Source organism: Micromonospora humi (assembly GCF_900090105.1).
Taxonomy (GTDB): domain Bacteria; phylum Actinomycetota; class Actinomycetes; order Mycobacteriales; family Micromonosporaceae; genus Micromonospora; species Micromonospora humi.
The window spans coordinates 452,067-468,253 of record NZ_FMDM01000003.1 but is presented as its reverse complement, the minus strand read 5'-3'; the positions used below and the strand labels follow the sequence as shown (position 1 = coordinate 468,253).

Annotated in this window: 14 protein-coding genes and 1 tRNA gene; 4 read left to right on the top strand and 11 right to left on the bottom strand. The window is 73.2% G+C overall.

The features are described 5' to 3' along the window. Window positions 1–86 precede the first annotated feature (86 nt). The 3 genes from GA0070213_RS08090 to GA0070213_RS08080 form a co-directional block, all read right to left on the bottom strand. Entirely contained in the window at window positions 87–1,247 is a 1,161-nt protein-coding gene (locus GA0070213_RS08090) for a branched-chain amino acid ABC transporter substrate-binding protein (RefSeq protein ID WP_091059870.1), read from the bottom strand. A gap of 259 nt (window positions 1,248–1,506) precedes the next feature. Further along, the gene (locus GA0070213_RS08085) at window positions 1,507–2,745 is read right to left on the bottom strand and encodes a hypothetical protein (protein ID WP_091059867.1); all 1,239 of its coding nucleotides are present in this window, start codon (window positions 2,743–2,745) and stop codon (window positions 1,507–1,509) included. Window positions 2,746–2,808: 63 nt separating this feature from the next. After that, the gene (locus tag GA0070213_RS08080; protein WP_091059864.1) at window positions 2,809–3,432 is read right to left on the bottom strand and encodes an ANTAR domain-containing response regulator; all 624 of its coding nucleotides are present in this window, start codon (window positions 3,430–3,432) and stop codon (window positions 2,809–2,811) included. A gap of 81 nt (window positions 3,433–3,513) precedes the next feature. Between GA0070213_RS08080 and GA0070213_RS08075 the strand changes: the two genes are divergently transcribed. Together GA0070213_RS08075 and GA0070213_RS08070 are read left to right on the top strand one after the other, a co-directional pair. Next, window positions 3,514–3,596: transfer RNA gene (locus GA0070213_RS08075), tRNA-Leu, on the top strand. 48 nt (window positions 3,597–3,644) lie between these two features. Beyond that, window positions 3,645–4,379 (top strand): transcriptional regulator, encoded by a 735-nt coding sequence (locus tag GA0070213_RS08070; RefSeq protein WP_245716300.1) that lies wholly within the window; start codon window positions 3,645–3,647, stop codon window positions 4,377–4,379. A gap of 96 nt (window positions 4,380–4,475) precedes the next feature. Here the strand turns inward: GA0070213_RS08070 and GA0070213_RS08065 are convergent, their stop codons facing one another. Next, window positions 4,476–5,633, bottom strand: a complete 1,158-nt coding sequence (locus GA0070213_RS08065; RefSeq protein ID WP_091059857.1) for a trans-sulfuration enzyme family protein — start codon at window positions 5,631–5,633, stop codon at window positions 4,476–4,478. 102 nt (window positions 5,634–5,735) lie between these two features. Here GA0070213_RS08065 and GA0070213_RS08060 point away from each other — a divergent pair, with 102 nt between their 5' ends. Beyond that, window positions 5,736–6,215 (top strand): Lrp/AsnC family transcriptional regulator, encoded by a 480-nt coding sequence (locus GA0070213_RS08060; RefSeq protein ID WP_091059852.1) that lies wholly within the window; start codon window positions 5,736–5,738, stop codon window positions 6,213–6,215. Window positions 6,216–6,277: 62 nt separating this feature from the next. Then, a complete protein-coding gene (locus GA0070213_RS08055; protein WP_175441253.1) occupies window positions 6,278–7,273 on the top strand; it encodes an LLM class flavin-dependent oxidoreductase in 996 nt (331 codons plus the stop codon). 172 nt (window positions 7,274–7,445) lie between these two features. Here GA0070213_RS08055 and GA0070213_RS08050 read toward each other — a convergent pair whose 3' ends face one another. The 7 genes from GA0070213_RS08050 to GA0070213_RS08020 form a co-directional block, all read right to left on the bottom strand. Further along, window positions 7,446–9,698: a rhamnogalacturonan lyase family protein gene (locus GA0070213_RS08050; protein WP_091059846.1), complete on the bottom strand. Its 2,253-nt coding sequence runs from the start codon at window positions 9,696–9,698 to the stop codon at window positions 7,446–7,448. Window positions 9,699–10,116: 418 nt separating this feature from the next. After that, complete coding sequence (locus GA0070213_RS08045; protein ID WP_091059842.1) at window positions 10,117–11,097, bottom strand: sulfite exporter TauE/SafE family protein; 981 nt, start codon at window positions 11,095–11,097, stop codon at window positions 10,117–10,119. 126 nt (window positions 11,098–11,223) lie between these two features. Continuing rightward, window positions 11,224–11,694: an RrF2 family transcriptional regulator gene (locus GA0070213_RS08040; RefSeq protein WP_091059839.1), complete on the bottom strand. Its 471-nt coding sequence runs from the start codon at window positions 11,692–11,694 to the stop codon at window positions 11,224–11,226. 71 nt (window positions 11,695–11,765) lie between these two features. Continuing rightward, window positions 11,766–12,650 carry an acyl-CoA thioesterase gene (locus GA0070213_RS08035; RefSeq protein WP_091059836.1) on the bottom strand — a complete coding sequence of 295 codons (885 nt, stop codon included), beginning with the start codon at window positions 12,648–12,650 and terminating at the stop codon, window positions 11,766–11,768. A 27-nt stretch (window positions 12,651–12,677) separates the two neighbouring features. After that, entirely contained in the window at window positions 12,678–14,126 is a 1,449-nt protein-coding gene (pyk, locus tag GA0070213_RS08030) for a pyruvate kinase (RefSeq protein WP_091059833.1), read from the bottom strand. A 172-nt stretch (window positions 14,127–14,298) separates the two neighbouring features. After that, window positions 14,299–15,687, bottom strand: a complete 1,389-nt coding sequence (locus GA0070213_RS08025) for an FAD-binding oxidoreductase (protein ID WP_091059830.1) — start codon at window positions 15,685–15,687, stop codon at window positions 14,299–14,301. A gap of 122 nt (window positions 15,688–15,809) precedes the next feature. Then, window positions 15,810–16,175, bottom strand: coding sequence for a YciI family protein (locus GA0070213_RS08020; RefSeq protein ID WP_091060178.1), 366 nt, complete (start codon window positions 16,173–16,175; stop codon window positions 15,810–15,812). Window positions 16,176–16,187: the final 12 nt, after the last annotated feature.

The window sequence follows — 16,187 nt, the reverse complement described above, 5'->3', positions numbered from 1 at the left end:
AAGAGAAAAAAGGGGTGCGGCCGGGAGCCAGCTCCCGGCCGCACCCGCGATTCACAACTCAATCGCCAGTCGCAGCGATCAGACGATCAGGGCTTCGGGATCTCCTGGTCCGGGACGACCTTGCCGCCCTGCACCTTGAACGCCCAGACCTTGACCTGCGCCGGGTCCAGCTCGCCACCCTCGACGAACTTGTAGCTGGCGGCCACGCCCTCGCCGCTGTAGCCCTTGACGAACTCCACCAGGTCGGCGCGGGAGGTCTTGCCGGCCTTGATGCCCGCCAGCAGGATGTTCGCCGCGTCGAACGCGGTGTCGCTGTAGGTGCCCGGGTCGGCGCCGTTCAGCGCCTTGTAGTCGGCGGCGAAGGAGCCGCGCGCCTCGGTGGACGGCTGGCACGGGCAGGTGAGGATGGTGCCCTCGGCGGCCGCCGCACCGGCGGAGGTGATGTACGCGCCGTCGTTGACGCCGTCACCGGCGACCAGCGGGGCGGTGACGCCGGCAGCGGTGAGCTGCTTGCGGATCAGGCCGGCCTCCTGGTAGTAGCCACCGTAGAAGACCGCCTTGACGTTGCCGGCCTTGACCTTGGTGACCACGCCGGAGAACTCGGTCTGCTTGCCCTCGCCCTGGACCTTGTCGCTGCCGACGACCGCCGGGCCGAGCACCTTCTTGACCTCGTCGGCCAGGCCGGCGCCGTACGCCGACTGGTCGTCGATGACGTAGACGCGGTCGGCCTTGATGACGTTCTTGATGTAGCTGCCGGCGGCGGGGCCCTGGCTCAGGTCGTTGCCGACCGCGCGGAAGAAGGTCTTCCAACCCTTCTTGGCCAGCGTCGGGTTGGTCGCGGAGGGGGTGATGGTGACCAGACCGGCCTCGTTGAACAGCGGACCGGCGGCCTCCGACTCACCCGAGTAGGCCGGACCCACGACACCGAGGATCTTGGTGTCGTCGATCGCCTTCTGGGCCAGACCGGGCGCCTGGTCCGGGCTGCCCTGCGAGTCGAGCTCGGCGAGCTCCACCTTGCAGTCGGCGTTCTCCTTGTTGTACTTGTCGACCGCCAGCTTGACGCCGTTCTTCTCGTTGATGCCCAGCGCGGCCGAGCTACCGGTCAACGCGCCGAAGAAAGCGATCTTGCTCCCGCAGGCGCTGCCCCCGGAACCCTCATCGTCGCTGCCGCTGGAACAAGCGGTACCACCGGCGACGAGCGCCAGCATGGCGACCCCGCCGATCACGCGTGCGAGCTTCTGCCTCAAGGCCCGAACCCTCCTCCGTCCATGGTCCGAACCACCCGCTGCTGATTGGCCCTTGCGGGGGGCGGACGAACCAGACCGTCGTCGCCGGTCTGGGCCGGGACGTTATCCCACCGGCAAGCGGTGACGTAAGACCCGGAAAGCGGGGTTGACCGAACCGTTACACGCCGTGGCGGATTCCCGACGCTTCCCGTAAGAACCGAAGGCGCCGAAAGGCTTTCACCGAGGTTTCATCGGTAACGGGTCAATGGACCATCACCCCCTACTCATCGACGCTCGGCAACGCCGTCCACCAGGCACGGGAGGCCTTTCCGTCATCCGCCACCGCCAGCAGCCCATCAGCACCGGCGGCCACCGCCAGCGCCGCGTCGCCGCGCGCCGGCACCGGCGTCGGCACGATCACCGGCCGCCACGACACGCCGCCGTCACCCGATATCCACAATCGGCGATCCGCGCCGTCGCCGGTCACCGCGACCAGTCGACCGCCGGCCGCCACCAGACCCGTCACCGACGACACCCCCGGACCGACCGCGCCGAACCCGCCGACCCGCCGCCATCCGCCCGACCCACCGGTCGGGGACCGCCACACCGCGAAGCCGTCGCGGACCGGACCCACCGCCGTCGGCGCGCCGTCGCACAGCACCACCCGCTCCGCCACCCCGCCGCCGTCCGTCGGCTGCGCCGACCCACCGGCCTCCGTCGGCTGCGCCGACCCACCGGCCTCCGCCGGCAACGCCACCCGCCGCCACGACCGACCGTCCGCCGATGACCAGGCCAGCGGCGTCAACGCCGTGCCGCCGGCCGGCAGCAACGACCCCACCACCAGCCAACCCGACCCCAGGGCCACCGCGTCGGACGCCGCCGTCCGGCCCCGGGCGTCACCGGCCAGCTCCGCGACGCCCTCGCGCACCACGAACCCGCCGGCGTCCGGCGACGTCCACACCGCCGCGCCGTCCGTGCGCGCCCCGGCGATCAACCAGCCGCCCGGCCCGGCCGCCAACCGCGACGCGCTCACCGCGCGCGGGCCGCCGAACAACTCGAACGCCGCCGGCACCTCGCGCACCGGCCCGCCCGGGCGCCACACCCACGATCCGGTACGCGGATTGCCGTGCACACCACCCGTCTTCGCCCCGAGCGCCGCCATCCCGCCGTCGCGGCACGCGACCGCGTAGAGCACGTGCTGGCGGCCGTAGAACGTCTGTGGGCGCATCGGCAACGCCGCCCAGGTCACGCCGTCCGGGCTGGACCAGGCCGCCGGCCGGGTCTCCCCGGCCGGATCGACGAGTCCGCCGACGGCGTACCAGCGGCCGGCACAGTGCGCCGCGTCGCGCAGCAGCGGGCGGCCTGCGGGCCCCGGCGGCAGGGGCAGCTCGACGGCCCGCCAGGCCGGGCGCACCGGCACCGGCGCGGGCGGCTCCTCCGGCGCCGAGCGGCAGGCGGCCAGCAGCACCGCGACACCGGCCGCCACGATCAACACCGACCTCGGGCGCGGAAGAGGCATGGATCCGATCCTATCGATCGGCCGCTCCCCCGCCGGGCGACGAACCGCGCCCCGCGCGGTGGGTCAGGAGGCGGGCTGCTGCGCCACCTCGCCGCCGGCGGTCTCGGCGAGGATCCGCTCGGCGACCTCCTTCATGGTCATCCGGTGGTCCATCGCGGTGCGCTGGATCCACTTGAAGGCCTGCGGCTCGGTCATGCCATAGGTGGTCATCAGCGCGCCCTTGGCCCGCTCGACGGTCTTGCGGATCTCCAGCCGGTCGGTCAGGCCGGCGACCTCGGCCTCCAGTGCGGAGATCTCCGAGTAGCGGGACAGCGCGATCTCCACCGCCGGCACCAGGTCGCTCTTCTGGAACGGCTTCACCAGGTAGGCCATCGCGCCGGCCGCCCGGGCCCGCTCGACCAGGTCGCGCTGGCTGAACGCGGTCAGGATGATCACGGGGGCGATGCGTGCGCCGGCGATCCGCTCGGCGGCGGCCAGCCCGTCCATGATCGGCATCTTGATGTCGAGGATGACCAGATCCGGCTTGAGCTCCTCGGCGAGCTTGACGGCGGTCTCCCCGTCGCCGGCCTCGCCGACCACCTCGTAGCCCTCCTCGACCAGCATCTCGGCCAGGTCCAGCCGGATCAGCGCCTCGTCCTCGGCGATCAGAACGCGCTTGCGCTCGGCATCCGTCTGCATCTCGCCCACGAGCCACTCCCACCATCGATCCCGGCACGGTCACCACCCATGCTCCCGCATGAGCCTAGTCGGGTACAGTTACCGCACCCCGCCGGGATGGTGGAACGGCATACACGGAAGTCTCAAACACTTCTGCCCGAAAGGGCTTGCGGGTTCGAATCCCGCTCCCGGCACTTCTTGTCATACACGCGTTCGAGGATGTTGCTGTGCATCCTCCCGAAATGCGGGCACGAGCCCGCGCCCTTCGCGCTCGAGGTCACCACATCCGGTCGGTGGCCCGCAGCCTCTCCCTGCCCTACACCACGGTCTGGCACTGGTGCGTCGACCGACCCGAGCCGGCGATCTTCGGCAGCGCGGTCCGCTGCTTCCGGTGCCGTCCCGACCAGGAAGGTCCACCCGATCAGGCGGCCTACGCCTACCTACTCGGGCTCTATCTGGGAGACGGGCACCTGGTCACGACCGACCGAACGCCGGTGCTCCGCGTCTATTGCGCCGACGCCTGGCCCCACCTGATCGACCAGTGCGACGCCGCGATGCGCGCAGTGCTGGCCAACAAGGTGCAGCGCATCCAGAAGCGCGGCTGCGTCGCCGTGCAGAGCACCGCCATCCACTGGCCGTGCCTGTTTCCCCAGCACGGCCCCGGCAAGAAGCACGAGCGCCCGATCCTCCTGGCCGACTGGCAGCGCACCATCGTCGAGGCGCAACCGGGCCATTTCCTGCGGGGCCTGTTCCACTCCGACGGCTGTCGCTTCGCCAACCGGGTCGTCGTTCGCGGGAAGGAGTACGTCTATCCCCGCTACATGTTCTCCAACCGCTCCACCGACATCATGGCACTGTGCCAGTGGGCGCTCGACCTGCTCGGCGTCGCCTGGCGGATGAACCTGCCGTGGTCCCTGTCGGTCGCCCGCCGGGAAGCGGTCGCCGCGCTCGACCGGCACGTGGGCCCAAAGTCCTGACCAGACGGCCGCTCCGCCGCACAACACCGACGGCGACCGGTCCGGCGCGGCCGGCGCCAACGCCCGGCGCGCCCCGGATCGACGCGCGCGTCCGCGTCAGATGGACGCGAGCGCCCGGGCCAGGTCGGCGCGCAGGTCCTCCGGGTCCTCCAGGCCGACCGAGACCCGCAGCAGCCCGCCGCACGGCTTCGCGTCACCCTCGACCGGCCGGTGCGTCAGCGACGCCGGGTGCTGGATCAGCGTGTCGACGCCGCCCAGCGAGACGGCGTGGGTGATCAGCGCGCAGGCGCCGGCGACCGTGGCCGCGGCGGGCGCGCCGCCGCGTACCTCGAAGGCGAGCAGGCTGCCGCCGCCGGCCATCTGGCGGCCGACCAGGCCGGCCGGGTCGTGCCGGGACGGGTGGTGGACCCGCTCGACGGCGGGGTGGCCGGCGAGCCAGGCGGCGAGCTTCTCCGCGCCGGCCTGCTGGGCGCGGACCCGCAGGGGCAGGGTCTGCAGGCCGCGGTGCAGCAGGTAGGCGCCGAGCGGGTGCAGGACGGCGCCGGTGACGGCGCGGACCTGGCGCAGCCGGGCGGCCCAGTCGGGCGCGCAGGCGACGACGCCGGCGAGGACGTCGCCGTGGCCGCCGATGCTCTTGGTGGCGCTGTGCAGCACGAGCGCGGCGCCGTGCCGGGCGGGCTGCTGGAGTACGGGGGTGGCGACGGTGTTGTCGACCAGCAGCGGGACGTCGCCGGCGGCGGTGGCGAGCGCGGCGATGTCGACCAGGTCGAGGGTGGGGTTGGCCGGGGTCTCGACGACGACCACTGCGGTGTCGGGGCGGATCGCGGCGGCGACGTCCTCGGCGCGGGCCCAGGTGACCTCGGTGCCGAGCAGGCCGCTGGCGAGGACGTGGTCGGTGCCGCCGTAGAGCGGGCGGACGGCGACGACGTGGCGCTTGCCGTCGCGGGTGGCGGCGAGCAGGGTGGCGGTGAGCGCGGCCATGCCGCTGGCGAACGCGACCGCCTCGGCGGTGCCCTCGAGTTGGGCGAGGGCGGTCTCGAAGCGGGCCACTGTCGGGTTCCAGAGCCGCTGGTAGACCGCGCTGCCGCCGACCGGGAGCGGGTTGCCGGTGGCGAGCGTCTCGTAGGCGTCGCCGCCGTCGGCCACCGAGGGCAGCGGGTTGGTGGTGGAGAGGTCGATGGGCGGGACGTGGACGCCGAGGCCGGCGAGGTCGTCACGCCCGGCGTGCACGGCTGCGGTGTCCAGGGCGGTCATGCCCGGAAGCGTCGAACATGATGGCAGTACGGGGCAAGAGTAGCGAAGAAGATTCTGATGATCTCGCTTCCGTCCGACGCATCTTCGGTGGAGGATGGCGGCATGCCTCTCGCACCGAACGATGTGCGGCCGTTCTCCGGCCTCGACGACGTCGACCGCGCGATCCTCACCGAGTTGACCGCCGACGGGCGGCTGCCCAACAACGCGCTGGCCGAGCGGGTGGGCGTGGCGCCGTCGACGTGTCTGACGCGTACCCGGGCACTGCGTGAGTGCGGGGCGATCCGAGGGTTCCACGCGGACGTCGACCCGGCAGCGGTGGGGCTGCCGTTGCAGGCGCTGGTGTCGGTGCGGTTGACGGCGCACGAGCGGGCCGCGGTGGACGCGTTCCGGGCCCGGTCGGTGCGGCTGCCGGGGGTGGTGTCGGTGTTCCACGTGGCCGGCGCGGAGGACTACGTGCTGCACGTGCGGGCGGCGTCCGGGGACGCGCTGCGGGATTTCGTGCTCGACCACCTGGCGGTGGATCCGGCGGTGCGGCACACCCAGACCAGCCTCATCTTCGAGCAGGCCCGGGGCATGGGCTGAGCCACCCGAGGGGAACAATTCCGGCACCCGGTGGGTTGCACCACAGCGTGATCGACGTACCCATGTCTGTTCTTGACCTTGCCCCGGTGGCCGCGACCGGCAGTGCCGGTGAGGCGCTGCGGCACACCACCGAGCTGGCCCGGCGCACCGAGGAGCTGGGCTACCGCCGGTTCTGGGTGGCCGAGCACCACAACATGCCGGCGATCGCCAGTTCGGCGCCGGCGGTGCTGCTCGCCCACCTGGCCGCGAACACGTCCACGATCCGGTTGGGCTCGGGTGGGGTGATGCTGCCGAACCACGCGCCGCTGGTGGTGGCCGAGCAGTTCGGCACCCTGGAGGCGCTGCACCCGGGCCGGATCGACCTGGGCATCGGGCGGGCGCCCGGCACCGACCAGGTGACCGCGTTGGCGTTGCGCCGCACCATGGAGGGCCTGTCCGCGGAGCACTTCCCGCGCGAGCTGGCCGACCTGATGAACTACTTCAGCGGCGCCGAGCCGGGCCCGATCACGGCGACGCCGGGGCGCGGCCAGTCGCCGCAGGTGTGGCTGCTCGGGTCGAGCGGGTTCAGCGCCCAGCTCGCCGGCCTGCTCGGGTTGCCGTTCTCGTTCGCGCACCACTTCAGCTCGCAGAACACGATCCCGGCGTTGCAGCTCTACCGGCAGCACTTCCGGCCGTCGCAGTGGCTGGACCGGCCGTACGCGATGGTGGCGGTCAACGCGGTGTGCGCGGAGACCGACGAGCGGGCGGAGTGGCTGGCCGGGCCGGCCGGGTTGTCGTTCCTGAAGTTGCGGTCGGGGCGGCCGGAGCCGCTGGTCACGCCGGAGGAGGCGGCGGCCTATCCGTATTCGGAGCTGGAGCGGGAGTTCGTGGCGCAGCGCCGCGACGGTCAGGCGACGGGCTCGCCGGAGACGGTGGCCCGGCAGCTCGGGACGCTGCTGGAGCGCACCGGCGCGGACGAGTTGATGCTGACCTCGATGGTCTACGACGTGGACGACCGGGTCCGCTCGTTCGAGTTGATCGCCGAGAAGGTGGCCGGTGGCCTGCGCCGGGAAGGCTGAAACACGCTCTTCATAGCCACGTCACCGCAGCGTCGCGCGGGACGCATAACTTAGTCCCCGGTGGTGGTACGGCATTCCCGGTCGGGACGGGTCGGGAATGCTGCGGTGTGGTGCACCGGGTCGCCGGCTGAGCGGATTCCGCGGCCGGCGACCCGGTGCCTTCGTTTTCGGTTCAGCGCAGGTAGATGTTCGGCGCGGCCGGCGTGCTCATGCCGTCGCCGAGGTGGAAGCCCGGGTGCGGCGGCTGGTTGTAGGCGGTGTTCTGCCAGGCCACGGCGACCCGATACTGCGGGTCGTGCATCAGCGTCGGCAGGCGCAGGCCGGTGGTGACGGGCGTGCTGTAGATGCGCAGCGCGCTGCTGTCGGCGGTGCGCCAGACGACCTCCTCGCGCCAGTCGCCGACGATATCGGCCGAGAGCGCCGGCGTGCTCTTGGTGCCGTTGTTGGACGCGACGTTGCTGCCGGTGAGCAGCCGGGTCTCGCCGCCGGTGCCGTACTTGTCGATCTTGGTGCCGTCGAGCAGCTCACGGACCGGGTCGCCGTCCCACCAGATCAGGAAGTTCGCCGAGGACGGCTTGCGGCCGACGTTCTGCCCGCGCGTGTTGAGCAGGCCGTCGACCGCCGACGACCAGGACTCCGCGCCGGGGCTGCCGGCCCAGATGTCGTCGGAGACGCCGCGACCGTTGTCGCCGTTCGGGGCGGTCTGCCAGAGGATCTGCCCGGTGCGCGCGTCGGCCATCCACGAGCTGGGCTTGCTGCCGTCCTCGTCGACCTTGAAGACCTCCAGGCCGGCGCGGCTCGGGTCGAGGTCGCCGACGTGCAGCGCGTCGCCGTGCCCGTTGCCCGTCGAGTAGAGCAGCCGGCCGTTGTCGTCGATGGTGGCGGCCCCGTACACGATCTCCTGGCGACCGTCGTTGTCCACGTCGGCGACGGAGAGCTGGTGGTTGCCCTGGCCGGCGGCGGCGCCGTTGCCGCTGGCGTTCGAGTCGAACGTCCACCGCTTGCGCAGCGTGCCGTCGCGGAAGTCCCAGGCGGCGATCACCGCCCGGGTGTAGTAGCCGCGCGCCATGATCAGCGAGGGGCGCTGCCCGTCGAGGTAGGCGGTGCCGGCGAGGAACCGGTCGACCCGGTTGCCGTAGGAATCGCCCCAGGAGGAGACGGTGCCGCGCGGCGGGTCGTAGTCGACGGTGGACAGCGCCGCGCCGGTGCGACCGTCGAACATGGTCAGGTATTCCGGACCGGCGAGCACGTAGCCGCTGGAGTTGCGGTGGTCGGCCGACGACGAGCCGATCACCTGGCCGGTGCCGGAGCGGGTGCCGTCGGCGGTCTTCATGGCCACCTCGGCGTCCCCGTCGCCGTCGTAGTCGTACACCTGGAACTGGGTGTAGTGGGCGCCGGCGCGGATGTTGCGGCCCAGGTCGACGCGCCACAGCCGGGCGCCGGTGAGGGTGTAGGCGTCGACGTAGACGTTGCCGGTGTAGCCGGACTGGGAGTTGTCCTTGCTGTTGGACGGGTCCCACTTGAGCACGAACTCGTAGCGGCCGTCGCCGTCGAGGTCGCCGACGCTCGCGTCGTTGGCGGAGTAGGTGTAGGCCTCGCCGCTCGGCGTGGTCCCGCCGGGCGGGGCCTGGATCGGCACGTCCAGGTAGCCGTTGGCGAACTGCAGCGCCGGGGCGGACGCCGCCTGCTCGGCGCCGTTCACCACGGCCCGCACGGTGTACGCGGACCCGGCGGCCGCGCCGCCGTCCAGGTACGTGGTGGCGCCGGTGATCGGGCTCGAGTTGACCCTGGTGGATCCCCGGTAGAGGTTGAACGAGACGCCCGAGGTCTCGGTGCCGAGCAGCCGCCAGGAGACCAGGTTCCCGCTGCCGGAGCGGACGCTGACCAGCCCTCGGTCGAGCTTCTCCATCTGCTTGGCGCCGGCCGGGGGCGTGGTCGGCGGGGGCGTGGTGGTCGGCGGCGGTGTGGTCGGGCCGGAGGTCGGCGGCGTCGAGGTCGGCGGCGCGCCGGTGCAGGTGGTGCCGTTGAGCGTGAACGCGGAGGGCACCGGGTTGGCGGCGTTGTCCCAGGAGCCGTTGAAGCCGAAGGTGGCGCTGCCGCCGGTGCCGAGGGCCGCGTTGTAGCCGGCGTCGCGGGCGGTGACCTGGGTGCCGGACTGGCTGACCGTGGCGTTCCAGGCCTGGACGACCTGCTGACCGGCGGCGAAGCTCCAGCCGAGCGTCCAGCCGTTGACCGGGTCGCCGAGGTTGGTCACGGTGACGTCGGCGCCGAAGCCGCCGCCCCACTGGTTGGTGATCCGGTAGTCGACCCGGCAGGCGGCGGCCGCCGCCTCGGCGGTCACGGTGGTGAGCGCGCCGGCCGTCAGGGTGGCCGCCGAGGCCGCGGCGAGCAGCGCGAGCCGACGGCGTGAGGTGGTGGGATGCACGGGGTTGCCTTTCGCGAAGGTCAGGCGCGCGCCGGCACCGGCCTGCCCGGACCGGCGAGGGAGACACGCACGTTGACGCGACGAGACGTCGATGCATCGACATCGATGATTAGGCTCCGCGCCCCGCCAGCGTAGGGCACCACCGGACGCCCCACAAGCGCCGGCGGGTGCCGCGCCGACCGCCCGGGCGGCCCGTACCGACGCCACCGTGCGTGACCACGCTGGAGAGGAAGTCACTCGAAGGCGGCATGCCTCACAGTCATAAATATGCCGCTGAGGTATATCGGTCGAAGGGTGTTGTCCGCCGAGCCGCGACACGCCGAGCAACGGAAGCGCGGTCAGGCCGGCGTGTCGGCGATACCGGCGCCATGACCGGGCGGCGTGTTACCGGACCCGGGCGGCCCGTCGGCGGTGGAGCTCAGCCCTCGACGGCGGCGGCGAGCCGCCGGGACTCCTCGGCCTCGGCGGCGGGAACAGCGGCGCCGGCGGCGGGAGCAGCGGCACCGGACGCGGCGAGGGCAGCGTCGACCGTGGCGCGGGCCCGGCGGGCTCGGCGCAGCGCCCGCACCGCCAGCGTCACGGCGGCCACCCAGCCGGCGGCGAGCACGGCGTAGACCAGGGCCGGCACCGGGCCACCCAGCTCACCGGCGCGCAGCAGGGTGCGGGCATTGGTCAGCACGATCACGCCACCGATGACGGCGCCGAGCACCTGGGCCGGCACGATGCGCACCAGCCAGGCCGCGATCGGCGCGGCGATCAGGCCGCCGACCAGGAGCGCGGCCACGGTGGGCAGCAGGAAGCCCTCCGAGCCGAGACCGATCAGGAAACCGACGCTGGCCGCGCCGGCCACCACGAACTCGGAGGTGTCCACCGAGCCGATGACCTTGCGGGGCTCCATCCGGCCGGAGACCAGCAGCGCCGGGGTGGCGACCGGGCCCCAACCGCCGCCGCCGGTGGCGTCGACGAAGCCGGCGACGAGACCGAGCGGGGCGAGGAAGCGGCTGCGCAGCCGGCCGCCGGCCCGGTTGGCGCGCAACGGCTGGGAGAAGCGGATCAGCAAATACGCACCGAGGGTGAACAGGATGGCGGCCATCCAGGGCGCGGCCGACTCGGTGGAGATGGAGCTGAGGAACGTCGCACCCGCGAACGCGCCGATCGCGCCGGGCAGCGCGATCCGGCCGACCACCTTCCAGTCGACGTTGCCGAAGCGCCAGTGCGAGACACCGGCGGCGAGCGTGGTGCCGATCTCGGCGAGGTGCACCGACGCGGAGGCGGCGGCCGGCGCGACGCCCGCGACCAGCAGCAGCGTCGAGGAGGTCAGCCCGTACGCCATGCCGAGCGCGCCGTCGACCAGTTGCGCCAGGAGCCCGACGAGGGCGAGGACCAGCAGCTTGCGCACGAGCGCCCCCAGACTTTTTGGCATCTCCTATCGACTTGGTCGACAATGCGGCACGGAGGCGCTCGGGTCAAGTCCCCCATCCGGTTGGTGGGACACGCCGGACGGCGGTCGGGCGGGGAGCGTCCGTCAGGTCCAGGCGCGCGGGTCGGCGGCCAACTCGTTGATCCGGCCGGGCAGCGTGCCGGCGGCCACGTCGGCGATGGTGACCAGTTCCAGGATCTCCCGCTCGCTGGCCCGCAACGCGATCCACACGTCCTGCAACGCGCGGGCCGCGCCCTGGTAGCCGAGCTGCTCCGGCCGCTGGCCGCGGACGTGCGCCAGCGGCCCGTCGATCACCCGGATCACCTCGGCCAGGGAGATCTCCGAGGCCGGACGGGCCAGCCAGTAGCCGCCCTCGGGGCCGCGCTGGGCGTGCACGATGCCGCCCCGGCGCAGCTGGAGCAGGATGCTTTCGAGGAACTTCGGCGGGATGTCCTGCGAGCGGGCGATCTGCTCGGCGGTCACCGGCCGGCTCCGCCCGGAGGTCGTGCCCTCGGCGACCGAGGCGAGCTCGGCGGCCGCGCGGAGGGCGTAGTCGACCCGGGCGGATAGGCGCATGCCGGCAAGGTTAGTCGCCTGCTCAGCCGGCCGGACTCCCGCCCCTCGGCCGAACGGTCACGGTTGGCCGCTCACTCGCCGACCCGGCGCAGCAGCCCCTCCTGCACGGCGCTGGCGATGTGCCGGCCGTCGGTGGTGAACATCCGGCCGGTGGCCAGGCCCCGGGCGCCTGACGCGGACGGGCTCCAGCAGTCGTAGAGGAACCACTCGTCGGCCCGGAAGGACCTGTGGAACCAGAGCGCGTGGTCGAGGCTCGCGCCGACCACACCGCCCGGACCCCACACCTCGCCGTGCACCGACAACACCGAGTCCAGCAGCGTCAGGTCGGAGGCGTACGTCAGCGCGCACGCGTGCAGCAGCGGGTCGTCGGGCAGCTTGCCGTCGATGCGCATCCAGACCCGCTGGTGCGGCTCGGCCGGGCGGTCCCCGGGGCGTACCCAGCCCGGCTCGCCGACGTAGCGGACGTCGATCGGGCGCGGGATCTGCCCCCAGATGCCGAGCCGCTCCGGGTACCGGGCGAGCCGGTCGGCCATGGTCGGCACGTCGTCCGGGCCGGGCACGTCGGGCGGGACCGGGGCGTGGTGGTCCAGCCCCTCCTCCTGCCGCTGGAACGAGGCCGACATGAAGAAGATCGGCTTGTCGTGCTGCAGGGCCACCGAGCGGCGCACCGAGAAGGACCGGCCGTCGCGGACGTTCTCCACCTGGTATGCGATCGGCTCGGTCGGGTCGCCGGGCCGCACGAAGTAGCCGTGCAGCGAGTGCACGGCGCGCTCCGGGTCGACGGTGCGGCCGGCGGCCACCAGCGCCTGGCCGGCGACCTGACCTCCGTAGACCCGCTGCGGACCGACCGGCGGGCTCATCCCGCGGAAGGCCATCTCGCCGGTCTGCGCGAGGTCGAGCACCTCCAGGAGCTGGTCGACCGCCGCCTGCCCGGTGGCCGCCGGAGCGTCACTCACCGCGCCACCCCCGGCCGCCGGGCCGGCTCACTGCAACGCCCGCGCCGCCGCCGCGTCGACCAGCGAACCGAGCTGGTGCACGCGCAGCGTGTTGGTGGAGCCGGGGGTGCCGGGCGGGCTGCCCGCCACGATCACCACGTAGTCGCCCGGGTTGGCCCGGTTGAGGCCCAGCAGCGCCTGGTCGACCTGGCGGAACATGTCGTCGGTGTGCTGGACGAACGGCATCAGGAACGTCTCCACGCCCCAGCAGAGCGCGAGCTGGTTGCGCACCTCCGGCACCGGGGTGAAGGCCAGCAGCGGCAGGTCGCAGTGCAGCCGGCTGAGCCGCTTGACGGTGTCGCCGGTCTGCGAGAACGCCACCATGGCCTTGGCGCCGATGGCGCGGGCGATCGACGACGCGGCGACGGTGAGCGCGCCGCCGTGCGTACGCGGGTCGTGCTGGAGCCGGGGCACGGCGATCGAGCCGGCCTCGGTGGTGGTGACGATCTTGGCCATGGTGCTGACGGTGAGCACCGGGTACTTGCCGACGCTGGTCTCGCCGGAGAGCATCACCGCGTCCGCGCCGTCGAGCACCGCGTTGGCCACGTCGGAGGCCTCGGCGCGGGTCGGGCGGGAGTTCTCGATCATGGAATCGAGCATCTGGGTGGCCACGATGACCGGCTTGGCGTTCTCCCGGCAGAGCTGCACGGCGCGCTTCTGCACCAGCGGGACCTGGTCGAGCGGCAGCTCGACGCCGAGGTCGCCACGGGCGACCATGACGCCGTCGAAGGCGAGCACGATCGCCTCCAGGTGGTCCACCGCCTCCGGCTTCTCGACCTTGGCGAGCACCGGGCGGCGCACGCCCTCCTCGTCCATGATCGAGTGGACCAGCTTGATGTCGTCCGGCGAGCGCACGAAGGAGAGCGCGACCAGGTCGACGCCGAGGCCGAGGGCGAAGCGCAGGTCCTCGGCGTCCTTGTCGGACATGGCCGGGACGCTGACCGCCACGTTCGGCAGCGAGACGCCCTTGTTGTTGGAGACCGGGCCGCCCTCGGTGACCAGGCAACGGATGTCGTTGCCGGTGACGTCGCTGACCTCGACCGCGACCCGGCCGTCGTCGATCAGCAGGCGGTCGCCCGGCTTCACCTCCTGCGGCAGCTTGCGGTAGGTGCAGGAGACCCGCTCCTTGGTGCCGACGATCTCGTCGCTGGTGATCACCACGGAGTCGCCGGTGCGCCACTCGTGCGGCCCGTCGGCGAAGCGGCCGAGCCGGATCTTGGGGCCCTGGAGGTCGGCGAGGACCGCGACCGGCTGCCCGGCCGCCTCCGCCGCCTCGCGGACCATGCGGCAGACCGACTCGTGGTCGTCGTGACTGCCGTGGCTGAAGTTGAGCCTCGCCACGTTCATGCCGGCCTCGACGAGCCCCCGGATGCGCTCCGGGGACGAGGTGGCGGGGCCGAGAGTGCAGACGATCTTCGCGCGGCGTGTCACGCCCATCAGGCTAGTCTCTCCTCCGGGTCGACCTGCCGGCCGACCCCTTGCGGACTGCGGAACAGTTGTCCAACGACGCGCGAAGGACCCGCGCGGGCGGGCAGTTGGCGTACCGCACCGGAAACGTCGTGGGTGGCGGGCATCGGCGACCGCGCGGCGGAAATCGTACCGCCCGCCGTCACCGGTCGACGGGGTGGCCGTCGTCGGGCGCCGGCGGCAGCGTGGGCACGGCCGAGAACACCCGGTGCGGGTCGTAGCGGCGGGTGGCCCGGCACAACCGGTCCCAGTTCGGGCCGTAGGCGAGTCGGACCCGGTCGGTCTCCTCCGGCGCGAGCAGGTTCGGGTAGCCGCCGGGCAGCGCGTGCGGGGCCAGGGCCGCGCTGGTGTGCTCGGCCCACGCCCGGTGCGGCGCCGGGTCGTCGCCCGGCGTCCAGACCGCGATGATCTCGGCGAGCAGGTGGTCGGCGCGCAGCCCGAACGCGGTCTCGGCCAGCCCGACCCGGGCGGCCGCGCCGTGGAAATGGTGCAGCGCGATCGCCGACCACGGCGACGAGACGGCCCCGGCCGCCGCCGTCAGCGCGGCCACCACCGGCTCGTCCACCCGGGCCAACCACCGGGTACGCAGCAGATAGTGGTTGCCGTCGGCCATCCCGCCGTCGAACAGGCGCAACGCATCCTCGTACGGCAGCGGGGCGACCTGGTCGACAAGCGGCGTGCCGAGCGCGCGGAGCCGGTCCACCGCGGCCGCCCCGGCCGCCGGGTCGCCGGTGTGGAACGGGGCGAGGAAGACCACCGGCTCCCCCGCCGGGCCGGGCAGGAACCCGGCCATCACGGTCAGCTCGTCCGGCGCGTCCCGCACCACCGCGCCGTAACCGCGCAGCACCGCCCCCGCCTGCGCCAGCGGGAACAGCAGCATGCCGGCGAGCACGGTGGTGAGCCGGTGGGTGCGGTAGCGCAGCGCGGTGACCATCCCGAGGTTGCCGCCACCGCCGCGCAGCGCCCAGTACAGCTCGCGCTCGTGGTGCGGGTCGGCGGTGACCCGCCGACCGTCGGCGAGCACCACCTCGGCGCCGAGCAGGTTGTCCAGCGCCAGCCCGAAGCGCCCGCAGAGTGGGCCGTAGCCGCCGGCCAGGGTCAGCCCGGCCATCCCGACCGCACGCACCACGCCGGTGGGGACCACCCGGTCGTACGGCCGCAGGGTGGCCAGCACGTCGGCGGCCGTCGCCCCGCCGCCCACGGTGACCACCCCGGTGCCGGGGTCGAGGTCCACCCGGCGCAGCGCGGTGAGGTCGACGACCAGGCCGCCCTCGCGCAGCGCCCGGCCGGCCCAGTCGTGGCCGCCGGCGCGGGCCGACAGCGGCAGGTGGCAGCGCCGGGCGACACGGACCGCCAGGGCAACCTCGTCGGCGTCCCGCACGCGGGCGACAAGCGCCGGCGTCGCGCCGGGTGCGCCGTTCCAGAGCCGGACGGCGTCCGGGAAACCGGCGTCGGTCGGGGTGAGCAGGCGGTCGCCGAGCGCCTCGCGGAGCAGGTCGGCGGCGCGCGGAACATCCGGGGCGGAGGTCATGGCGGACTCCTCGGCCGACCCCGGGCCGGCGGCGCCGGACGGGCCGGGGTCGCTGCTGCGCCGGACCGTAGCACCGCCATCGGCCGGCCGCCGTCGCCCGCGCGACAGTGCGCGACAGTGCCTCAGCTCTCCGTCTTGACCAGCGGGAACTCCAGCGACCCGGCCGGGCAGAGAAAGGTGAGCACCTCCACCCGGTAGAGCCCGGCCTGCACCGCCGGGTCGGCCTCCATGACGCTGCGCACGTCGTCCACCGAGCCGGTGCGGGCCAGCCCGAACCCGATCGGCGGGTCGGGTTCGCGGGCCGGGCCGTCCACCGAGCCGTCGACCAGCACGATGCCGCGCCGCTGCAATGCCTGCATGTGCCGCAGGTGCTCGGACTGCAGCCGCTGCACGGTCTCCTCGGGCAGGGCCCGGCCGGACGGACCGGGGTAGAGCACGATGCACTCGTACGTGTCCAGCGCGAAGTCGAGCCGGGGCGTCGCGCCCATGCGCACCTCCTG

Bases quoted from the DNA above. Each gene is read 5' to 3' on its own strand.
- GA0070213_RS08085 (WP_091059867.1), bottom strand. From the start codon at position 2,745: ATGCCTCTTCCGCGCCCGAGGTCGGTGTTGATCGTGGCGGCCGGTGTC.
- GA0070213_RS08070 (WP_245716300.1), top strand. From the start codon at position 3,645: ATGCGGGCACGAGCCCGCGCCCTTCGCGCTCGAGGTCACCACATCCGG.
- GA0070213_RS08065 (WP_091059857.1), bottom strand. From the start codon at position 5,633: ATGACCGCCCTGGACACCGCAGCCGTGCACGCCGGGCGTGACGACCTC.
- GA0070213_RS08060 (WP_091059852.1), top strand. From the start codon at position 5,736: ATGCCTCTCGCACCGAACGATGTGCGGCCGTTCTCCGGCCTCGACGAC.
- GA0070213_RS08055 (WP_175441253.1), top strand. From the start codon at position 6,278: ATGTCTGTTCTTGACCTTGCCCCGGTGGCCGCGACCGGCAGTGCCGGT.
- GA0070213_RS08040 (WP_091059839.1), bottom strand. From the start codon at position 11,694: ATGCGCCTATCCGCCCGGGTCGACTACGCCCTCCGCGCGGCCGCCGAG.
- pyk (WP_091059833.1), bottom strand. From the start codon at position 14,126: ATGGGCGTGACACGCCGCGCGAAGATCGTCTGCACTCTCGGCCCCGCC.
- GA0070213_RS08025 (WP_091059830.1), bottom strand. From the start codon at position 15,687: ATGACCTCCGCCCCGGATGTTCCGCGCGCCGCCGACCTGCTCCGCGAG.
- GA0070213_RS08020 (WP_091060178.1), bottom strand. From the start codon at position 16,175: ATGGGCGCGACGCCCCGGCTCGACTTCGCGCTGGACACGTACGAGTGC.